Source organism: Flavobacterium salmonis (assembly GCF_903819435.1).
Classification (GTDB): domain Bacteria; phylum Bacteroidota; class Bacteroidia; order Flavobacteriales; family Flavobacteriaceae; genus Flavobacterium; species Flavobacterium chungangense.
Map to the genome: position 1 here is coordinate 68871 of NZ_CAIJDP010000068.1, position 19146 is coordinate 88016.

The 19146-nt window shown below is 34.7% G+C and carries 15 protein-coding genes; 7 read left to right on the top strand and 8 right to left on the bottom strand.

What is annotated here, in order from left to right:
- The first annotated feature begins 197 nt into the window (after nt 1-197).
- Complete coding sequence (locus tag FLACHUCJ7_RS10435; RefSeq protein WP_180908866.1) at nt 198-629, top strand: hypothetical protein; 432 nt, start codon at nt 198-200, stop codon at nt 627-629.
- A 420-nt stretch (nt 630-1049) separates the two neighbouring features.
- On the top strand, nt 1050-1457 hold the full coding sequence (locus tag FLACHUCJ7_RS10440; RefSeq protein ID WP_180908867.1) for a helix-turn-helix domain-containing protein: 408 nt from the start codon (nt 1050-1052) through the stop codon (nt 1455-1457).
- Nucleotides 1458-1693: 236 nt separating this feature from the next.
- On the opposite strand, the gene FLACHUCJ7_RS10445 is transcribed toward FLACHUCJ7_RS10440, so the two are convergent.
- From FLACHUCJ7_RS10445 to FLACHUCJ7_RS10465, 5 genes are all read right to left on the bottom strand, one after another.
- Nucleotides 1694-2539, bottom strand: a complete 846-nt coding sequence (locus FLACHUCJ7_RS10445) for a hypothetical protein (RefSeq protein WP_180908868.1) — start codon at nt 2537-2539, stop codon at nt 1694-1696.
- Nucleotides 2540-2549: 10 nt separating this feature from the next.
- Complete coding sequence (locus FLACHUCJ7_RS10450; RefSeq protein WP_180908869.1) at nt 2550-9080, bottom strand: RHS repeat-associated core domain-containing protein; 6531 nt, start codon at nt 9078-9080, stop codon at nt 2550-2552.
- A gap of 9 nt (nt 9081-9089) precedes the next feature.
- On the bottom strand, nt 9090-9542 hold the full coding sequence (locus FLACHUCJ7_RS10455) for a T9SS type A sorting domain-containing protein (protein ID WP_180908870.1): 453 nt from the start codon (nt 9540-9542) through the stop codon (nt 9090-9092).
- 248 nt (nt 9543-9790) lie between these two features.
- A complete protein-coding gene (locus FLACHUCJ7_RS10460) occupies nt 9791-10267 on the bottom strand; it encodes a hypothetical protein (protein ID WP_180908871.1) in 477 nt (158 codons plus the stop codon).
- Nucleotides 10268-10374: 107 nt separating this feature from the next.
- Entirely contained in the window at nt 10375-11637 is a 1263-nt protein-coding gene (locus tag FLACHUCJ7_RS10465; protein ID WP_180908872.1) for an aminotransferase class I/II-fold pyridoxal phosphate-dependent enzyme, read from the bottom strand.
- Between the two features lie 283 nt (nt 11638-11920).
- Here FLACHUCJ7_RS10465 and FLACHUCJ7_RS10470 point away from each other — a divergent pair, with 283 nt between their 5' ends.
- A complete protein-coding gene (locus FLACHUCJ7_RS10470) occupies nt 11921-12703 on the top strand; it encodes an NYN domain-containing protein (RefSeq protein ID WP_078226342.1) in 783 nt (260 codons plus the stop codon).
- 31 nt (nt 12704-12734) lie between these two features.
- Nucleotides 12735-14246 (top strand): FMN-binding glutamate synthase family protein, encoded by a 1512-nt coding sequence (locus tag FLACHUCJ7_RS10475; RefSeq protein ID WP_180908873.1) that lies wholly within the window; start codon nt 12735-12737, stop codon nt 14244-14246.
- 59 nt (nt 14247-14305) lie between these two features.
- Here the strand turns inward: FLACHUCJ7_RS10475 and FLACHUCJ7_RS25335 are convergent, their stop codons facing one another.
- The 3 genes from FLACHUCJ7_RS25335 to FLACHUCJ7_RS10490 all read right to left on the bottom strand — a co-directional run bounded on the left by FLACHUCJ7_RS25335 (nt 14306) and on the right by FLACHUCJ7_RS10490 (nt 15869).
- Nucleotides 14306-14473: a hypothetical protein gene (locus FLACHUCJ7_RS25335; RefSeq protein WP_230408809.1), complete on the bottom strand. Its 168-nt coding sequence runs from the start codon at nt 14471-14473 to the stop codon at nt 14306-14308.
- A 525-nt stretch (nt 14474-14998) separates the two neighbouring features.
- Nucleotides 14999-15403 carry a hypothetical protein gene (locus FLACHUCJ7_RS10485; RefSeq protein ID WP_180908874.1) on the bottom strand — a complete coding sequence of 135 codons (405 nt, stop codon included), beginning with the start codon at nt 15401-15403 and terminating at the stop codon, nt 14999-15001.
- A gap of 16 nt (nt 15404-15419) precedes the next feature.
- Nucleotides 15420-15869, bottom strand: a complete 450-nt coding sequence (locus FLACHUCJ7_RS10490) for a YhcH/YjgK/YiaL family protein (protein WP_180908875.1) — start codon at nt 15867-15869, stop codon at nt 15420-15422.
- A gap of 142 nt (nt 15870-16011) precedes the next feature.
- Here FLACHUCJ7_RS10490 and FLACHUCJ7_RS10495 point away from each other — a divergent pair, with 142 nt between their 5' ends.
- The 3 genes from FLACHUCJ7_RS10495 (at nt 16012) to FLACHUCJ7_RS10505 (ending at nt 19083) form a co-directional block, all read left to right on the top strand.
- Nucleotides 16012-16425, top strand: a complete 414-nt coding sequence (locus tag FLACHUCJ7_RS10495) for a ribosomal maturation YjgA family protein (protein ID WP_180908876.1) — start codon at nt 16012-16014, stop codon at nt 16423-16425.
- Nucleotides 16391-16969, top strand: coding sequence for a non-canonical purine NTP diphosphatase (locus FLACHUCJ7_RS10500; RefSeq protein ID WP_180908877.1), 579 nt, complete (start codon nt 16391-16393; stop codon nt 16967-16969). Before FLACHUCJ7_RS10495 ends, FLACHUCJ7_RS10500 begins: the two co-directional genes overlap by 35 nt.
- A 194-nt stretch (nt 16970-17163) precedes the next feature.
- Nucleotides 17164-19083, top strand: coding sequence for a DEAD/DEAH box helicase (locus tag FLACHUCJ7_RS10505; protein WP_078226336.1), 1920 nt, complete (start codon nt 17164-17166; stop codon nt 19081-19083).
- Nucleotides 19084-19146 lie beyond the last annotated feature (63 nt).

Sequence of the window (19146 nt, forward strand, 5' to 3'; positions counted from 1 at the left end):
GACAGCCTCAGCAATATGTATTGCTGAGGTTTTTTTTTTTTTAAAAGAACTATTTTATTTTTGCTTATATATTTTCAAATATTTTTTTTGGGTTAATTAAAAATAAACCGTTATTTTCTTTCAAAAATTAAAGTATATTAGCTAAATAAATGCCCCCCCTCTTTAAAATAAGTTCCAAAACGTAAAACCTAAGTAAAATGAAAACGCTCAAAACATTCCTTTTTATCTTATTTTTTGTTACTATAAAATCACATTCACAAGTTCAGGTTGATAAAATCGTATATAAATCAAAAGAACATTATATTACCAATACTCTTCCTTATCATATTACCGGTACATTCCTGCCTGCAGACAAAAAAGAGCCAAGCACGGTTTTAAATGAAGACGGAACCGGAGTGATACAATATGACGATCTGACCAAGAAAAAAATAAATTGGGGCATAGAATGCAATTGGGAAGGTACTGCCATACTGAAGGAAGGATACAACAGCGCTTCGTATACATTTTGGTACAGAACGGAAGACAGCGACGAATGGATGTATAGCCAGTTTTCTATTCATTTTGCTAAGAAAAAAATGTTTTTGATGGGCGAAAGAATAAAAATTTACGAGGATTACAACGTGCAATAAAGGCTTTGACCACTTAAAATCAGCTTATAAGATTTTTTATTTTTTCAATTGTTAGTAATCCCTAATTTAAGTAGTTAGTAACAGATGAGCTCTAGCGAGTTTGTCTACTTACAACTGTTGATCTTTCTTTGCCGGCACGGAAAAAATTTCCGCACTATCGTTGTGCATATCTGGGCGATCTGGGTTTCTGCCTCATACGCTGCTCAAAAATTAGTTTCAAAGTATATCTTATTCTTTTTCATAATGGGAAGATTTTAAATTCACTAGCGAAATTCCACTCTTTCAAAAGGATAAACTATTCCAGATTTGGATATACTATCTGACAAAGGGATATTTTACGGATATTTTTTTATCTTTGAAATTCAGACTTTTTAATGCAGACGGCTTTATCTTTGAGCCTTCAGAAAACTAACACTCATTATGGAACAGAAAATTCATCAGGGAAGAAACGTTAAACGCTTCAGAGAAATGCTTAATATAAAGCAGGAGGCATTGGCTTATGATCTGGGAGAAGACTGGAATCAGAAAAAAATTTCTATGCTGGAGCAGAAAGATGTTATTGAAGACAAACTGCTTAAACAGATCTCTGCTGTATTGAAAATTCCTGTTGAAGCTTTTCAGAATTTTGATGAGGAACAGGCAGTAAATATTATTTCGAATACTTTTGATAATGGAGCTTTCTTAAATACAGGTCATAGTGCGTCATTTAATGTTAATCCTATCGACAAATTGGTTCAACTACACGAAGAAAAAATAGCTTTATATGAGCGTATGCTGAAAGAGAAGGATGAAATGATGGCGAGGCTTGAAAAGCTAATCAGTAAATAACCCCTTGTTTTTCCAAGTATTCTTTACTAACGTTGTTCATGTTTGTCAAGTGCTTGGTGCCTACTTACAACAGTTAACCATTTTATAAAGTATACAAAAATAAGTTTGATATAAAAGTAAAACCTCGCTATTTGCGAGGTTTTACTTTTATATACTTTATAGAGACTCTTTGCGGGGGCACGGAAAAAATTTCCGCGATCGTTGTCTACATATCTGCGCAATCAGGGTAGAGCCTATCACTCCTTAGAATAAACAAACTTTGAAATAAAATTATATTGTTTATTCTTATTACTATAACTTATTAGTAATCCTTTTTTATTGTAAGTATATTCTATTTCGCTGTCTTCCGATACTTCTTTTATTAATTGCTTTTGTTCATTGTAAATAAATAATGTCTTGAAATTCACAACATCTATTGCATTACTTTTTTCAATTGCACTCAATTCATTTTCAATATTTTCAATTTCAATTGAGGTTTTAAAAATATTTAATTGCTCTTTTGATATACTAAATAATTTTCTTGATTGTTTTGATGTTTTGATGTTTTTAGAATAAGTTATATTTGATTTATATAAATTAGCATAATGATTTAAGTCTGTCGTATTATGAAAATCAATTTCTATTTTCTTTAACTCTTTTCCATTACTAGTATCATTGTAAATTAGTTCCAATCCAATTCTTTCATTTTTATCATTAGTCTTTGTTTTCAAGATTAAATTTCTTTTCTCAAAATATAAATATTCGATTGATGTTGAATCAAAATCAATTCTAGATATTCTTATAATTTTATCTTCTTTATAAAAATAATATTGTTTTATATCTTTAGAATCTGAACGTGAAGCTACTGCACCATTTGGACTACAAGTACTAATGAGCCGACCTCTACTATCGAATAAAATTTCAGATTGTAACATTAGTCCAACAGGTTTTTTATAATAATTTGGATTCTTTTTTGATATGACCAAATATTTTGAAGCCTTAACTATCCCATTTTTTGCGATAACATCTTGAGGAAAATCTATTTGAGCAAATAATTTAAAACTCAAAAACATCAAGATAAAAGTTGTTTTTATACTTTTCATTTTACTTTTTTTATTTGTTTGCCTTATACCATGGATCATTTTCATATGGTCGCCCACCATTATCAAATGCAAATTTAAAAGCCTCTCTTTCGCCCCAAGCATCTGATGCTGATGCTGAATGATTACGACGATAATTAAAATAGTTCATATTATAGAAATTAACCGCATGACCAAATTCGTGAAGCATCGTATGAGCCAAGTTTCTGTAAGAACTAAAAGCCTTTTTATAGAAAACAATGTTTGACTTTTTATAATTATCAGTATCGTATGCAAATGTTTTTGCTTCTGCACTCTTTACAGTATAAATATCTGGCTGTGCTTCTATTAGTGCATATCCAGTTTTTGGATGTATACTTTTTAGAGTAGGTAAACTATTTTTCATTTTAATTAGCGTAGCATCTGTAGCGGGTGCTTCGCTATCTGCACTCGCTCCATAAGCAGTATCAACCTCTCTGTCAAGCTTGTTTTTTACAAATAACTCAACCATTTTATGCATTGCATGATTCAATCCACTAACAACAAGTCCCGTAACAGCTCCCTGCCAAAAATTACCTCCTGTTAAAGCAGCTCCGGCACCACCTGAAACGGTACCAAATGCTATCATACCTAAGTCACCAGTTCCTGCACCAAGACCGGCATGTTTTGTAAGGGACATTGTGTAATTCCCATTATCAGTAATTGTATCTCCTCCACTCCACGCACTAGACGCAATACTACTCAATGCCCCAGCTGCAAAACCACTCCAAAACTTCCCTCCCGAAATAGCCGTCATACTACCCTGAAAAGTTCCATGGGCTACTGCCTGAAATGCCGCCTGCGAATAGAAATTGGTAAATAAACTAGTTGACGCACTACCAATACCATATGTCACAGCTGAACTCGCTGCACCTATAAACGTAGCTTTAGCCAAACCACCAACACTAAACGGCACATCGGCCAGCAAAGCGGTTACTGTATAGGTCAATGCTGCTATAGTTGCACCAATTATCACAGCACCAGCAAAACCAATAATTACCTCTCCACTAGGATCTGTATACATCAATGGATTGTTCAACACATACGAATATCTGTTGTAATTCTGGGTATTCTCAGGTTGCTGTATAAAATTATCCGGCATTAAAAAAGAACGTAAAACAGGATCGTACAAACGGCCGTTCATGTGTATCAGACCTACTTCGGCCAGATGTTCGTGACTGGTATAACCACGGTCGAGCATCATCAGGGCTGCTCCTGTACCGTTTGTTGGCAGGGTGATCGCTACACCATTTTTTTGCAGTTTGGCCAGATTTCCCCACGCATCAAACTGGCGTCTTTCTACCGCTGTACCTGTGTTGTCTGAAATAGCGATAATGCTTCCCAGATAATCCCTGTGAAGGTAATATTTTTTGTCTGTAATGGCGCCTGTCGCGACCGTTTTTGTTTTTTCTGTATACAGAGGTGCTCCGTACGCATCTCCTCCTACGTAAGTTCTTATCGTAACTTCTGTAGGAGTCCTTATAATCTCTACCGTACCGTCATCTGTATAATTTTTGGTTTTGGTATACACACCATCTGCTCCCGGTGTGGGAATCTGATAACCAAATTTCATGGCCTGTCTTGACAGATGGGAATTATACGTAAATGTCGTACTGCCCTTATCGCTTTCGTTTATCGATATTGGACTTTTAAACATATTGTAGGTCACCAATTGTTTAGGTAGATTGTTGTAATAGGCCTCACCCTCTGTCGTCAGTTCTATTTCTTTCTTCTGGTAAATCCCGGTATTAAAATTACCGTTGTAGGTTACCGTACCCAATTTGTTGTTATTGGTAATCCTTCCCCTGTCATCATAGGTATTGGTATCTACAATACCCGTTAAAGGATTTGTCCAATGCGTCAATCGGTCTAAAGCATCATAGGTAAACGTTTCTGATGTTCCCAATGCCACATTCTGACGGCTGCTCAATGTTCCTTTTATGGCATTAAAACTATAGGTATTGTTTACAATATTAATACTGTTTTTGGTATGTGTCTGGGAAGTATAATACCCATGCACATCATACGCATTGGTTATTGCCACTCCGTTCCCCAAGGTTTGGGTTAACGGCTGCATCTTCTCGTTGGCTGTATTGAGTTGCCATAAAACGGCATCATTGCCATCTGTCAATTTATCCATCATACCGTTGTAGGCATTGTACACGTTTTTTGTGGTAACAGATTCGCTTACCCCCGATGTTAGATCCTGTGTTGCATTGGTCGCTGTAACTGGTCTTCCGTAGCTATCGTAGGTTATGGTTTTTGTCTGTGTAAAAGCAGCATTGGTCTCTGTATTTGTTACAGCTCTGTGGTATTCATCATAGGTATAGCCAAAACTATCTATGTTTGCTCCCAAACTATTTTTGCTGACCTCACCTGTAAGCTGAGCAAAAGAGTTATAGGCATATTCTGTCTCGATATCTGCTCCATCCCCTGACACTTTTCTTTTGGTTACCTTTCCAAATTCATCATAGGTTGTATCTGTTCTGCCTTTAGGAGTCGTCTCGGCAATTAACTGTCCAAAAGCATCGTAGCTGTAGGTATAAGTGCCAGCATTAGGATCGGTCATGGCTGTTTTATTGCCCCAGCCGTCGATGGTAATATTCACTTTATGCCCGCCATAATTTGATTCTTTCAGCTGGCCATTCGCATAATAAGTAAAACTGATGGTACCTCCCGGGTCTGTCGTCTGGGTTTTATTGCCCAATGCATCAACTGTAACGGTTGTTGTTTTTCCGTCATCAACGCTGGTTGTAGTCAGCCCTGGGGGATAATCAAAGGTTTGAATCCTGCCTGTTGGCTGTGTTATTTTTTTGGGACGCATCAGGTAATCGTATTCATAGACTACCCATCGGCTTGGGGATGAAAAATAAGGCTCGCTTTCTTTTGTTTTTCTTCCCAGCCCGTCATAGACCACCTGTTTTGATATAGTCGAGTTGACTGCCAGACCTTTCGTTGTTGTGATAACCGCTCTTCCCAATACATCGTATTGTGTGATGCTTTTTGCATTATCGCCTACTGTATTCTGGCTGGTAACAGTGTAGCCTCCATCTGATAATTTAGCATATGTAATGGTGGTTTCCAATGGCACTGCAGATGCACCGGTCGTTTTGGTTTTGGTCAGTTTTCCCCAATTATCAAATGTATAATCGCTTACTACTCCTAAAGGGCTTGTTGATTGTGTTACCTGCCCCAGTCTGTTGTAAACAAAATTAGTTACAAAGTTTTGGTGGTCTGTTTTTTTGACCACGAAACGTTTGGTGGCATCATATTCGTCTGTTATTTTTCGGGCTGTCGGTGCCGGCAATGCATTTGGTGCCGAGACTGTTTTGGTCAGCAGATTCCCTACTGTATCATAAGCCATATCTTCGATAATGGCATAGGTATTGTGCCCTTTTTTCTCTGTTCGGGTAAGATTAGTTCCTGTGTAGATGTATACTTCTTCTGCTGTTCGGGTATCTCCCGAGGCAACATTATTAGTTGAGGAACTTACTTTTTTAGGCCTTCCTATATAATAAGTACTATCTGTACCTGATGGGTTATTGTCATATTCTGTATCCACTGTTGTGCTTCCCTGCTCTGTTGAACCACTATAATTTTTGGTAACTGCTTTTCTTTCCAAACCATAATAATCGGCAGAGTTCACTGCACCATCATAGGTATAGGTATTTTCTATTTTTACCCCGGATAAAGCATCCAGAGTGGTTTGCGAATCCAAGAGTACATTATATACTTTTGACGTCGGGTTTGTATAAGTTGAAAAAACATTGGTTTTAGTACTTAATAATCCGCCTGGTGTAGCATCAAAAACCGTTGAACCATTAGTGCTTGACCAGGTTATGGTATTTGCACCTCTTAGGTTAACATCATTGTACTGGGTAGTCCATAATTTGGTATCGGATTCCGATAAATACCAGCTGCTTCTTGTAGTTCTGGTAAAGCCAACTGTACCATAATTAAAATTGGATACATAGCCACGATACCTGAAATCCTGGTATTTGGAAACTCCATTGATGGTAGCGGTTAATTTGGAAACCAAATAACTCCCTGAATTTCTGACAATCTCAACATTCGGATAGTTTACAGCATCTGCCGAAGAATAAAAATCAGTGCTGCTATTCCCAAATTTGCCGTCTGTGGCTTCCATTGCTTTATAATCAATGGTCTGAATGATTTTACCATTGGCTTCTGTGACTGATTTTAATCGATTGTCCTTATCAAAATCTTTATTGAATTGGTAATATTCAATTTTGTTAGAATGCCCACGAACAATAACCAAATCGGTATTGGCACCATCGTATTTGTAATTGGAAACTAAAGGAATTGGGATATCAGGAGAACCTGAAAAGGAAACACCAGAATCATAAGTCATAGGAAACTTATTAGTACTTGCTGTATTTCCTATATTATTAGTATAGCCTTTAACCCACCATTCTGTATCATGGTCATTAATAGTCCATTTTGGCTTGTAATACCTTCTCCATACACGCACGATATCTGACTTCCCATCTTTGTTGATATCAATAGCATAATAATTGCTAAAATGCACTTGCGTTTTGTAATCGCCCCCTGTATCAGGTCGATACTCCACAATATTGTGTGATTCTTTTACAAAAAAATCGCCTCCGGCAGGTTTTGGATTACTATAATAAATATTCCAAACAGCATGTGAAGCACCTTCTCCTCCTTCCGTCTCCGGAAGCATGACATCGGTTTTACCATCTCCGTTGTAATCGCCTAATAACAATTGTTTTGTAGTTGAGTATTTATCTAAAATCCCTGAACCAATTACTTCTAATTCAACCCATGGGCTTACAGTTAGTTGTTTAAAACCAACTATTTTATACGTTTTGTCAGTGTTAAGAACTAAAACATCTGATTTACCATCCCCGTTAAAATCAGCAACAAATTTCTCTCTGGAAGCTAATAAGTTAGTATTTAAATTAACAAACCCATCACTTGATAATTGGGTGTTTGCATTACTGTCCAAATTCAACCAATAACTTTTTAAATTGCCTACAGGAACTGCCCATGGCACACAATCACATACAAGATCCTGAAATTCAGTCATAAAACAGTTTTCTGTATAATTCATTGAATTTGTATCAACATTGAATATGACTTCACTTATCCCATCCCCATTAAAATCTCCCTCAATTAAATTTGTAATTCCATCATATCCATGATTTCCACTATTATATAAACTTAGATAGTCATTATAACCACCATCATTATCCTGGCAGGTAAAAATCCCTCCTATTCTTTGATTATCCAATAGAATAGTCTTCGTAAAGGTATTATTGATAATACCATTATTTAATTCATAATATTTAAAATCAATTTTATTTGACTCAACTTTAGGAGTTATTATGGAATGAAATTGATTAATTCTACTATTAGTTAAGGTTTTTGCAGCAAAAGATCGAAATACAAGTACATCATTTGCTATTTGAATTGGAGCATTTCCCTTACTTCCCTCAAACAACTTTGTGAAAATTTTATTTCCCGCAACAAAATCTAATAGTCCATCTCCATCAAAATCTCCTGCTAATTGAGTCGTACTGAAATCCAGATTATTTGTATATTCTTTTTCTGTTTTTGTAGTTGTAGTAGGTATACCATCACCATGATATGCAAAAACTACAGGATTAGATTCTTCGCTTTGAGCATTGATTTCCTTTATACTTGTTACTCTTTCATATCCTGAATCATCTTCCTTATGTGTCAATTGATACTTTCTGAAAATAGTATTGTTTGCATATACCTCTATGAATTTTAAAATTTTAGTGGCATAGACTGCACCCCCTTTCATATAATCTCTTTCTACCCTTTTTGCATTATCATATTTAAAAGTAATTTTATCCTGAGCCGCAATTCCTGCTGTTGTGTTGCCGCTAAATATAATGGAATCAATATACAATTGGTTTGTACTGTTATAGGTAACCGTTTGATAGGTATAATCAATAAAATTTCCATACGTATCTTCAAAACGCACAATATACCAGGAATTAACCGATACTGAATTTTGCAGAGTCCCAGCTCCTTTTGAGCCGTACCAGCTTCGTGAACCATCTGGTGCCGTGACTATAAAATACGTTACAGATCCTTCGATTTTTAATTCGATTTTGGTATTGCTTTTATACTCGGTTTCGTAGGTAGAACCGTGTGCCCAATACGTACCTGTTTTTATTAACAATCGTTGACCATCTAAGGATAATTTATCATTATCATCAAAATCAACTCCGTCTACAAAACCGTCAATATCACGACGCGTAGCTATACGACTTATGGCCGAAATACTATTGATACTCCAGCCTTGACCTGCAATACCTCCTCTTACACCACTGCTATAGGTAAGATTGATAATAGGTGCGACATTTTTTATACTGGGCGGCATCGCTATTGGCAAAGTATAGGTAGCAGTACCTGAAGCTGAAATTTGTAATTCTCCTTTAGTATCTGTGAAATTTTGAGAAAAAGAAAAAGAGGAGAATAAAACTATAATGAAAAAGTAAAATTGTTTCATGTCTAAATCTTATTGCTTAATAATTTTAATTGTTTTTGGATCACCTGATTTATAATTGAGTAATACAACATAAACCCCTGAAGGATAAGACTGAAACAAAATGTTTTGGGTGTTATTATTTTTAGTTTCCCGAAATGTATTTAAAACCTGCCCCGCCAATGAAATCAACTGAATTGAAGTTACATAATTGTCATCCGTTAGTTCCCATTTTAAATAAAGTTCTTCTTTTACCGGATTAGGATAATAGGAGAACCTATCTTCTGCTGAAAATTTTTCTAAATCTTCATCAACAAGCGCTTCAATTTCTTTGATTTGTTTTCCAGTTTCCGGCGGGCAGTTAGTACACAATATCCTGCTTACCTGATTGCCGGCAGTATCATAACTAAATTTGATTTTCGTTTGGTTTTGGGCAATAGACGAAAGTGAAAATAGAAATAGGAGAAATAGTAGTTTTTTTATCATATCTATGGGGTGTTTTATAAAATTTAATTTGGTGCAAATTCAATCAATAATGACTTACAAAACAATACCCACATTTAGTGATTTACAATAAAATAATATATGTTTCTTTTTACTTCAAATTATTATAAAACGATAAAAAAATGGTAAAACGATTGAGAGAGTTGACAAAAGCTTTGAAAATCTGTAAAACAAAAAAACGTCCGAAAATTTTCGGACGCTTTTTATTGCCTTATTTAAAAAACTATATATTATTGAGGACAATCTACTTTGGTCAATGTATTTTTTACATCAAATTTTAATGTTTTTCTGTCTTTAAAACTCACTTTTCCATTTGCTTCTACAATATCTCCATAACCTTCAATATAAGTTCCGTCTTTTTGTAAAAATGCTACTTCCCGAATTGATGAAATACCTTCTGAATCAAAAGTATAATCAGCTATAAGAGTATCTCCATAAATGTTTCCTATTAAAGTTCCTTCATTTTTATCTTTCCCTGCCAAATTATAGCTTAGTTTTCCGTTTACTTCCTGATGAGAGTTTACATTAAAACTCATCTCAATAGTACTGCCTTTTGCATTCCAGGTATAACATTGATCTCCGGCTGGCTCTACAATTTCTGCTTCTTTAGGAGGGCTTGGAATTATTTCCGCAGGTGGTGGTGTTGATTCTTTTTTACAAGAAATAAATACACTTAACATAATCATTATTGCAAATATTTTTTTCATAATTTTAAATTTTACTGTTATTAACTTATAAAATTAATTGAATAAAAAAAAATCCACTCGTATTACGAATGGATTTTTTTATATAATTCCCATACCAGGAATACATTTTAAGCATCTAAATCAACAGTAGTTTTGGCAGCAATTTCCTTGTATGTCCCGTTTACTAATTTTTCACGGATTGCTTCAAAAGCAGTAAGCGTTTCAGCAATATCAGCTAATGTATGTGATGCTGTTGGAATAACACGCAATAAAATCATTCCTTTTGGAATAACCGGATAAATTACGATCGACAAGAAAATACCATAATTTTCTCTTAAATCATTTACCATCACCATCGCTTCCGGTACGCTTCCTTCAAGATAAACCGGCGTAACGCAAGTGTTAGTATCGCCAATATTAAATCCTTTATTTCTCAAACCATTTTGTAAAGTGTTTACGTTTTCCCATAATTTATCTTTTAAACCTGGGTTATCACGTAACATTTGTAAACGTTTTAATGACCCAATTGTTTGGATCATTGGTAAAGCTTTCGCAAACATTTGAGAACGTAAGTTGTATTTTAAATAATCAATTATGTCTTTATCTGCAGCTACAAAAGCACCAATATTAGCCATCGATTTAGCAAAAGTAGAAAAGTAAACATCTACTCCATCCTGACAGCCTTGCTCCTCACCTGCTCCTGCTCCTGTTTTTCCAAGTGTTCCAAAACCGTGTGCATCATCAACCAAAAGACGGAAATTGTATTTCTTTTTCATTTCTACAATTTCTTTCAATTTTCCTTGCTGACCACGCATTCCAAAAACACCCTCAGTAATAAAAAGAATTCCTCCTCCAGTTTCTGTAGCTATTTTGGTAGCACGCTGCAGGTTTTTCTCCATACTTTCGATATCGTTATGTTTATATGTAAAACGTTTTCCACTATGCAAACGAACACCGTCAATGATACAGGCGTGACCATCAACATCATATACAATAACATCATTTCTTGTTACCAAAGCATCAATGATAGAAACCATTCCCTGATAACCAAAATTCAATAAATAAGCTGATTCTTTCATTACAAAAGCAGCTAATTCATTTTCTAATTGCTCATGATATTTAGTATGACCACTCATCATACGGGCTCCCATTGGGGCAGCAGCACCATATTGTAAAGCCGCATCTGCATCTGCTTTACGTACTTCCGGATGGTTTGCCAGACCTAAATAGTCATTCAAACTCCAATTCAAAACCTCTTTTCCCTGAAATTTCATTCTTGGACCTAAATCTCCTTCTAATTTTGGAAATACAAAATAACCTTCTGCCTGAGAAGCCCATTTTCCTAATGGCCCTTTATTGTTCTGAATTCTTTCGAATAAATCTTTTACCATAATATATGTAGTACTATTTTTTTAATTTAATCAGCGAGCAAAAATAAAAATTTATTCATTGGTATCATAATAATTTAAAAATGATTCGGTTTCAAAACGGCTCTTTAATAAACTTTTAAGGAAAAATTTTCAGACTTGAAGTAAATTTCCTCGTAAAATCTTAATTCATTTTCAAAAATTCAATAATTTAAAGATGTTATAAATTTGACAAAAGGCACTCACATTGTTTTTATTTTTATTAATTTTAAAACACTTTAAACAAAAAATCTTAACACCTGATCTAATGGCTTTAAGCAACACGAAAGACCTAAAATTAGCCGTTCTTATTGATGCTGACAACGTACCTTACAGCAATGTAAAAGGAATGATGGAAGAAATAACCAAATTTGGAACCCCAACAACAAAAAGAATTTATGCTGACTGGACCAAGCCAAATTCCAATGGGTGGAAAAGCGTTTTACTCGAACACGCCATAACTCCTATTCAGCAATATAGTTATACCGTAGGTAAAAACTCCTCAGATTCAGCACTGATTATTGATGCCATGGATTTACTTTATTCAGGTAAACTGGATGGTTTTTGCATTGTTTCAAGCGACAGCGATTTTACACGTCTTGCCATTCGTTTACGGGAATCCGGAATGAAAGTAATTGGTATTGGAGAAAAGAAAACCCCAAACTCTTTTATTGTTGCCTGTGACAGGTTCATTTATATTGAAGTTTTGGATGGTGCCATTCAAAAGAAAAAACCCAAACCGACTGCTGCAACAGACTCAAAAAAACCGGCAGAAAAGCCAGCTGCAAAGGCTTTAGCTAAAATAGACACCGGTACAATTGATTTAATTGAAGCCACAATTGAAGATATTGAAGATGATGATGGCTGGGCTTTTTTAGGCGATGTTGGAAACTTAATTGTGAAGAAAAAACCCGAATTTGACCCTCGTAATTATGGTTTTTCGAAACTGACGCCAATGTTGAAATCATTAACAGATATCCTGGAGATCGATGAAAGAGAGTCTGACAAAAAAGGCATCAAACATGTTTATGTCAGACTGAGATTCAACTAAATCAAATTTTATATTTTAAGATTAAAAAAACATGAGACAAAAATTCTTTATCTACGGCTTCTTGTTGTTTCTAGTTGTTGCCGCCATATATTATTATTTCAAGCTTGGTTTCTTACTGCTAATTATTTTACCCATTTTGTTAGTTATTGGATTTTTTAATACCCTTCAGAAAAAACATGCCATCTTACGAAATTTTCCTGTTTTGGGCTATTTCAGATATCTTTTTGAAATGATTGCGCCTGAAATTCAGCAGTATTTTATCGAAAGATCTACTGATGGAAAACCTTTTTCCAGAAATCAGCGTTCATTAGTATATCAAAGAGCCAAAAATATTGACTCCAATACACCTTTTGGAACCCAGTTAAATCTCAATGAAAGAAGTTATGAAGGAATCAAACATTCGATTTTTCCGGAAAAAGTCAACGAAGAATTACCACGGGTTTTAGTAGGCGGAAAAGATTGCAAACAACCTTACCTAGCTTCATTACTAAATGTTTCTGCAATGAGTTTTGGTTCTCTGAGTGAACATGCGGTTCGAGCCATAAACATTGGTGCTAAAAAAGGAAATTTCTACCAAAACACAGGAGAAGGCGGATTAACAGAGTTTCATTTAGCAGGAGGAGGCGATATTACCTGGCAGATTGGTACCGGTTATTTTGGATGCCGCGATGCAGAAGGAAATTTCAATCCTGAAAAATTCTCTGAAAAAGCCAATCTTCCAAACGTAAAAATGATCGAAATTAAACTTTCTCAAGGTGCTAAACCAGGTCACGGAGGTGTACTTCCGGCGGCTAAAAATACTGTGCAAATTGCAAAGATAAGAGGCGTAGAACCACATACCATGATTCTTTCTCCTCCAGGGCACCATGCTTTTTCTGATGCGAAAGGATTAATTTATTTCATTAAACAATTGCGTGATTTATCAAACGGAAAACCAATCGGATTTAAATTATGTATTGGAAACACCGCAGAATTTGAAGCTATCTGTCATGAAATGATTGCTGAAGATATTTATCCGGATTTCATTACCGTTGATGGTGCCGAAGGAGGAACCGGTGCCGCTCCTTTAGAGTTTTCTGATGGTGTAGGAATGCCTTTTGAACCCGCTCTGATATTTGTAAACAAGACGCTTAAAGGATTAAATATTAGGGACAAAATACGTATTATCGGAAGTGGAAAAATTATTTCTGGTTATTCAATTCTTCACGCCATTGCTTTGGGAGCAGATATGTGCAATAGTGCCAGAGGATTTATGTTTTCTTTGGGCTGTATACAGGCACTACGTTGTCACAATAATGAATGTCCTACAGGAGTAGCCACTCAAAACAAAATGTTAATGAAGGGTTTGGTAGTGACCGATAAATCAGATCGTGTGTATCATTTTCACAAAAACACTCTACATGCTGCGAATGAACTTTTGGCTGCTGCCGGAAAATCGAGTTTTGCTGATGTTGACATCAATATTTTCATGCGGGGTGATGAATTTGCAAATTTATCCGACTCTTATTTCCCTGATAATTTATCGAATGTAACCAATCATTAATACAAAAGCCTCTTTGTTCACAAATGCAAAGAGGCTTCTTTTTATATTTAAAGCTAAATTCAGAGCTTTGCAGCGACCTTTTTTACTGCAGAACCTGTAAAAGTGGCCAATTCTTCTTTACCTATTAATTGTTTTGCAATAATGGAGTTATTATAGGCTAATAAATAAACATCAAACTTTACATCTTCATCGATCAATTCTTTAGAAATCTGATTATTCTCGATCATTCCTTTCAATAAATCGGGAAATGATTTGCCATAAGCTAGTTTGTTTTCATCTGTTTCCTCAAGATTGGTTTCAATTCTTATTTCAATTTTATTATCTTTTAAAAATGCTTTGGCACTGGTACTAGTAATATTTGGACCATTTTATAGAACTCGAAGTATTGTAGGTCGTTACGTGTTCCTGAATTTTTTGCTTTGTATTTTTACAGCTTACCAACATTAATACAACAACAAAAACAAATGCGATTTGGGTAGTTTTTTTTATAAATTATTGGATTTATAGTTATTTTTTAACTCAAACATAATTAATTTATAATACAAAAACAACATCCGAGTATAAAAAAATAACCGATAATTCCTTGAATACAAATCAATTAAGAATTAAAAAAAAGCAATTTGTAAGAATAAATAAAAACACTTATTCTATTTATTTTAAATTATAAACACAAAAGTCTCTTTAAATTAAACTTAAAGAGACTTTTATATGTAAGAATCTAATCGGGGTGTATATTATAAAAATTTGATTGATTATTTTAAATATTGAAGCGATTCCTTTGTGAGCACTTCCTTATTTAAAACAGTATTATCATCAGCCAAATAATAAAGGTGAAATTCTACTCCTTCTTCTATTAATTCTGTTGGAATCTGATCTTTTTTAATCATGGATTGTCTCATTTTTGCAAATGTTACAGAAGTAGCAACTTTCTTGCCCTCGTTTTGTTTTAAATTAGTTTCAAAACGCAATTCTATTTTGTTATCATTAATGTAACCTCTTGCTGTAGTAAGCGTTACATTTTCGGCTCGAAAACTAGGAGCAATAGTTTTGTTGTATGTAACAACATACTCCTGAAGTTTTTGTTTGGTATTTTTACAGCTTATCAGCAACATTACAACAAAAAGAGTAAAGGCAACTTTGGATATTTTGTTAATCATAACTTTTGGTTTGATGCTATATTTCAACTTTTATTACAATCTTATTCAGTAATCCGTCTGTAATCATTGGTGCATGCACATCTTCAGGGAAAAGAATTACAAATTGATTTTCTTTCAATTTAAAAAACATATCAGGTGCATCTCTAAAAAAACGTACATCTTTCTCTTCATTATAACCACCATTTGGAGTTTTGCAGTCTGCTCTTGGTTTCCATGCAAAAGTTTCTGTTTCACTTATACAAAACTGAATATCAATATTTTTATCATGACATTCAAAAGTTGCCAGACTCTCTTCTATTGTTTTTCCTTTACCCTGAAAACCAAAAAACTTTACACCATCTGTTTCATGTTTAAAATCTGCCGGAAGGTTTTGAACATCATTATTGCGTAAATAATCAAAAGCTTTTTTAAAAGACGGATGCAAAACTTCATATTTTGCTGCATTTTCTAATGAATCTATTATCATAATTCTATTATCGTTTAAAGTGATATTTTCTTGTAAAAATAAGACAATAATTTATTCCAAATCCTATAAATTATTCAATTTACAAAATCAATTACAACTTCTTTGTAACTTTGTTTATCTCAAATTTCCCTAAAACTAGCCAGTGCTCCATTTGAAAAATTATAGAACAATATATTTCCTGTTGCTCATATCGGTCATTTTTCTTGGAATTATTTCCCGAAAAATTGATTTTATCCCCTTGTACTTTGGAGATTTTCTCTATGCTGTGATGATCTATATTTTGACAAGAATAGTTCTAATCAAAAACAAACCGGTTCAAATTGGCATTCTTTCACTTTTTGTCTGTTACTGCATTGAATCCTTTCAGCTTTGTCAGGCAGAATGGATTATTGCAATACGAAAAACACTTTTTGGAAGATATGTTCTGGGACAAGGTTTTTTATGGACTGATTTGATAGCATATACTTTTGGAATTGCAGTTACATTAATTATTGAAAAAATTATTTTAAAAAAAATCACTTATGAAACTCGTTTTTGCATCAAACAACCTGAATAAAATTAAAGAAATTCAAAGCATATTAAACGGATCTATCCAAATATTAAGCCTGGAAGAAATTGGCTGTCACGAAGAAATACCGGAAACAGCGAATACTATAGAAGGAAACGCTATTTTAAAAGCCAATTATATAACTAAAAAATACGGTTACGATTGCTTTGCCGATGATACCGGACTTGAAGTTACAGCTCTAAATGGAGCACCTGGTGTTTTTTCGGCGCGATATGCCGGAGAACAAAAAGATGCAAATGATAATATGGATAAACTTTTAGATGCTTTAAAAGAGGAATCTGACAGAACTGCAAAGTTCAAGACCGTTATTGCATTAAACTTAAAGGGAGAACAGCATCTTTTTACCGGAATTGCAAAAGGAGAAATCACCCTCAGTAAAACAGGAAACCGCGGGTTTGGATACGATCCTATTTTTCAGCCTGAAAATTATACGGAAACTTTTGCCGAATTAGCTTCAGAAATAAAGAACAAAATTAGTCATCGTGCAAAAGCAACAGAGCAACTAATTGATTTTCTGAACTCAACAAAATAATTGTTTAAAATACAACATTTAAATAGGTAAATTTTATATTTTGAGACGTGTTTTTTTAGATTTACTGTCAAAATGTTTTTCATTACAAACATAACTTTTTGATAATCAAATCATAACAAATACACAATTCTTAAAATAGCATTAGTTTATCTGAATAATTAACAGTAATTTTGCACCCTATTTTAAATACACATATGAATAAATTTGAACAATTAGGATTGAATGAATCGTTACTGAAGGCGATTTTAGATCTAGGATTTGAGAATCCGTCAGAAGTACAGGAGAAAGCGATTCCCCTATTATTGGAAAAAGACACAGATATGGTTGCGTTAGCTCAGACAGGGACAGGGAAAACAGCAGCATTTGGTTTTCCGCTAATTCAAAAAATTGATGCTGACAACAGAAATACACAAGCATTAGTTTTATCGCCAACACGAGAACTTTGTTTACAGATTACCAACGAACTTAAAAACTACTCAAAATACGAGAAAGGTATTAATGTGGTAGCAGTTTACGGCGGGGCTAGTATTACAGAGCAAGCTAGGGACATTAAGAGAGGAGCACAAATTATTGTAGCAACTCCGGGAAGAATGCAGGACATGATCAACAGAGGTTTGGTTAACATTAAAAATATAGATTACTGTATTCTTGATGAGGCTGATGAGATGTTGAACATGGGATTCTATGAAGACATCGTATCTATTTTATCCGATACTCCAGATCAAAAAAGTACATGGTTGTTCTCTGCAACTATGCCACAAGAGGTTGCCAGAATTGCAAAACAATTCATGAGCGATCCTGTAGAAATTACTGTTGGAGCTAAGAACTCAGGTTCTGCAACAGTTTCTCACGAATTTTACTTAGTAAATGCACGTGATCGTTACGAGGCTTTAAAACGTTTAGCCGATGCAAACCCGGATATTTTCTCTGTGGTTTTCTGTCGTACAAAAAGAGACACACAAGCGGTAGCTGAAAAATTAATTGAAGATGGATACAGTGCAGCTGCATTGCACGGAGATTTATCTCAGGCGCAACGTGATGGTGTAATGAAATCTTTCCGTGGAAGACAAATTCAGATGCTTGTTGCTACTGACGTTGCCGCACGTGGTATTGACGTTGATAATATTACTCACGTAGTAAATTACCAGCTTCCTGACGAAATTGAAACATACAATCACCGTTCAGGGCGTACAGGTAGAGCTGGGAAATTAGGGACTTCTATTGTTATTGTTACAAAAAGTGAGTTGCGTAAAATTTCTTCTATAGAAAGAATCATTAAACAAAAATTCGAAGAAAAAACAATTCCATCCGGAATTGAAATCTGCGAAATTCAGTTATTACACTTAGCAACCAAAATTAAAGATACTGAAGTTGATCACGAAATTGACAACTATTTGCCAGCAATCAACAATGTTCTTGAAGATTTATCTAAAGAAGAGCTGATTAAAAAAATGGTATCTGTAGAATTTAATCGTTTTATTGCTTATTACAAGAAAAACAGAGATTTATCATCACAATCTGGAGAAAGACGTGAGAGAAATGATTCTGAGCCAAGAGAGTTCAATAATAACGGTGCAGTTCGTTATTTTGTGAACATCGGATCAAGAGACAATTTTGACTGGATGACGCTTAAAGATTATTTGAAAGAAACATTAGACTTAGGTCGTGATGACGTTTTCAAAGTAGATGTAAAAGAAGGTTTCTCTTTCTTTAATACTGATCCTGAGCACACTGATAAAGTAATGGAAGTATTAAACAACGTTCAATTAGAAGGACGTCGTATTAATGTTGAAATTTCTAAAAATGACGGTGGAGGAAGACGTGACCACAATAATCGTGGTGGCGGACGTAGTTCTGGCGGACCAAGAAGAGAAGGTTCTGGCGGAGGAAGTTTTGGCCCAAGACGTGAAGGTTCTGGTGGTGGATTCAGAAGCGACAGAAACTCTGCTCCTAGAGAAGGTGGCTTCAGAAGCGACAGAAATTCATCTGCTCCTAAAAGAGAAGGTGGTTTTAGAAGCTCGACTCCAAGAACCGAAGGTGGTTCAGACAGAGCTCCAAGACGTTCTGAAAGCTTTGGTGATTCACCAAGACCAAGAAGACCAAGAAGAGATTAATAATTTAATATCTATAAATACAAATCCCAAATTCCAGATATAATTGGAATTTGGGATTTTTTC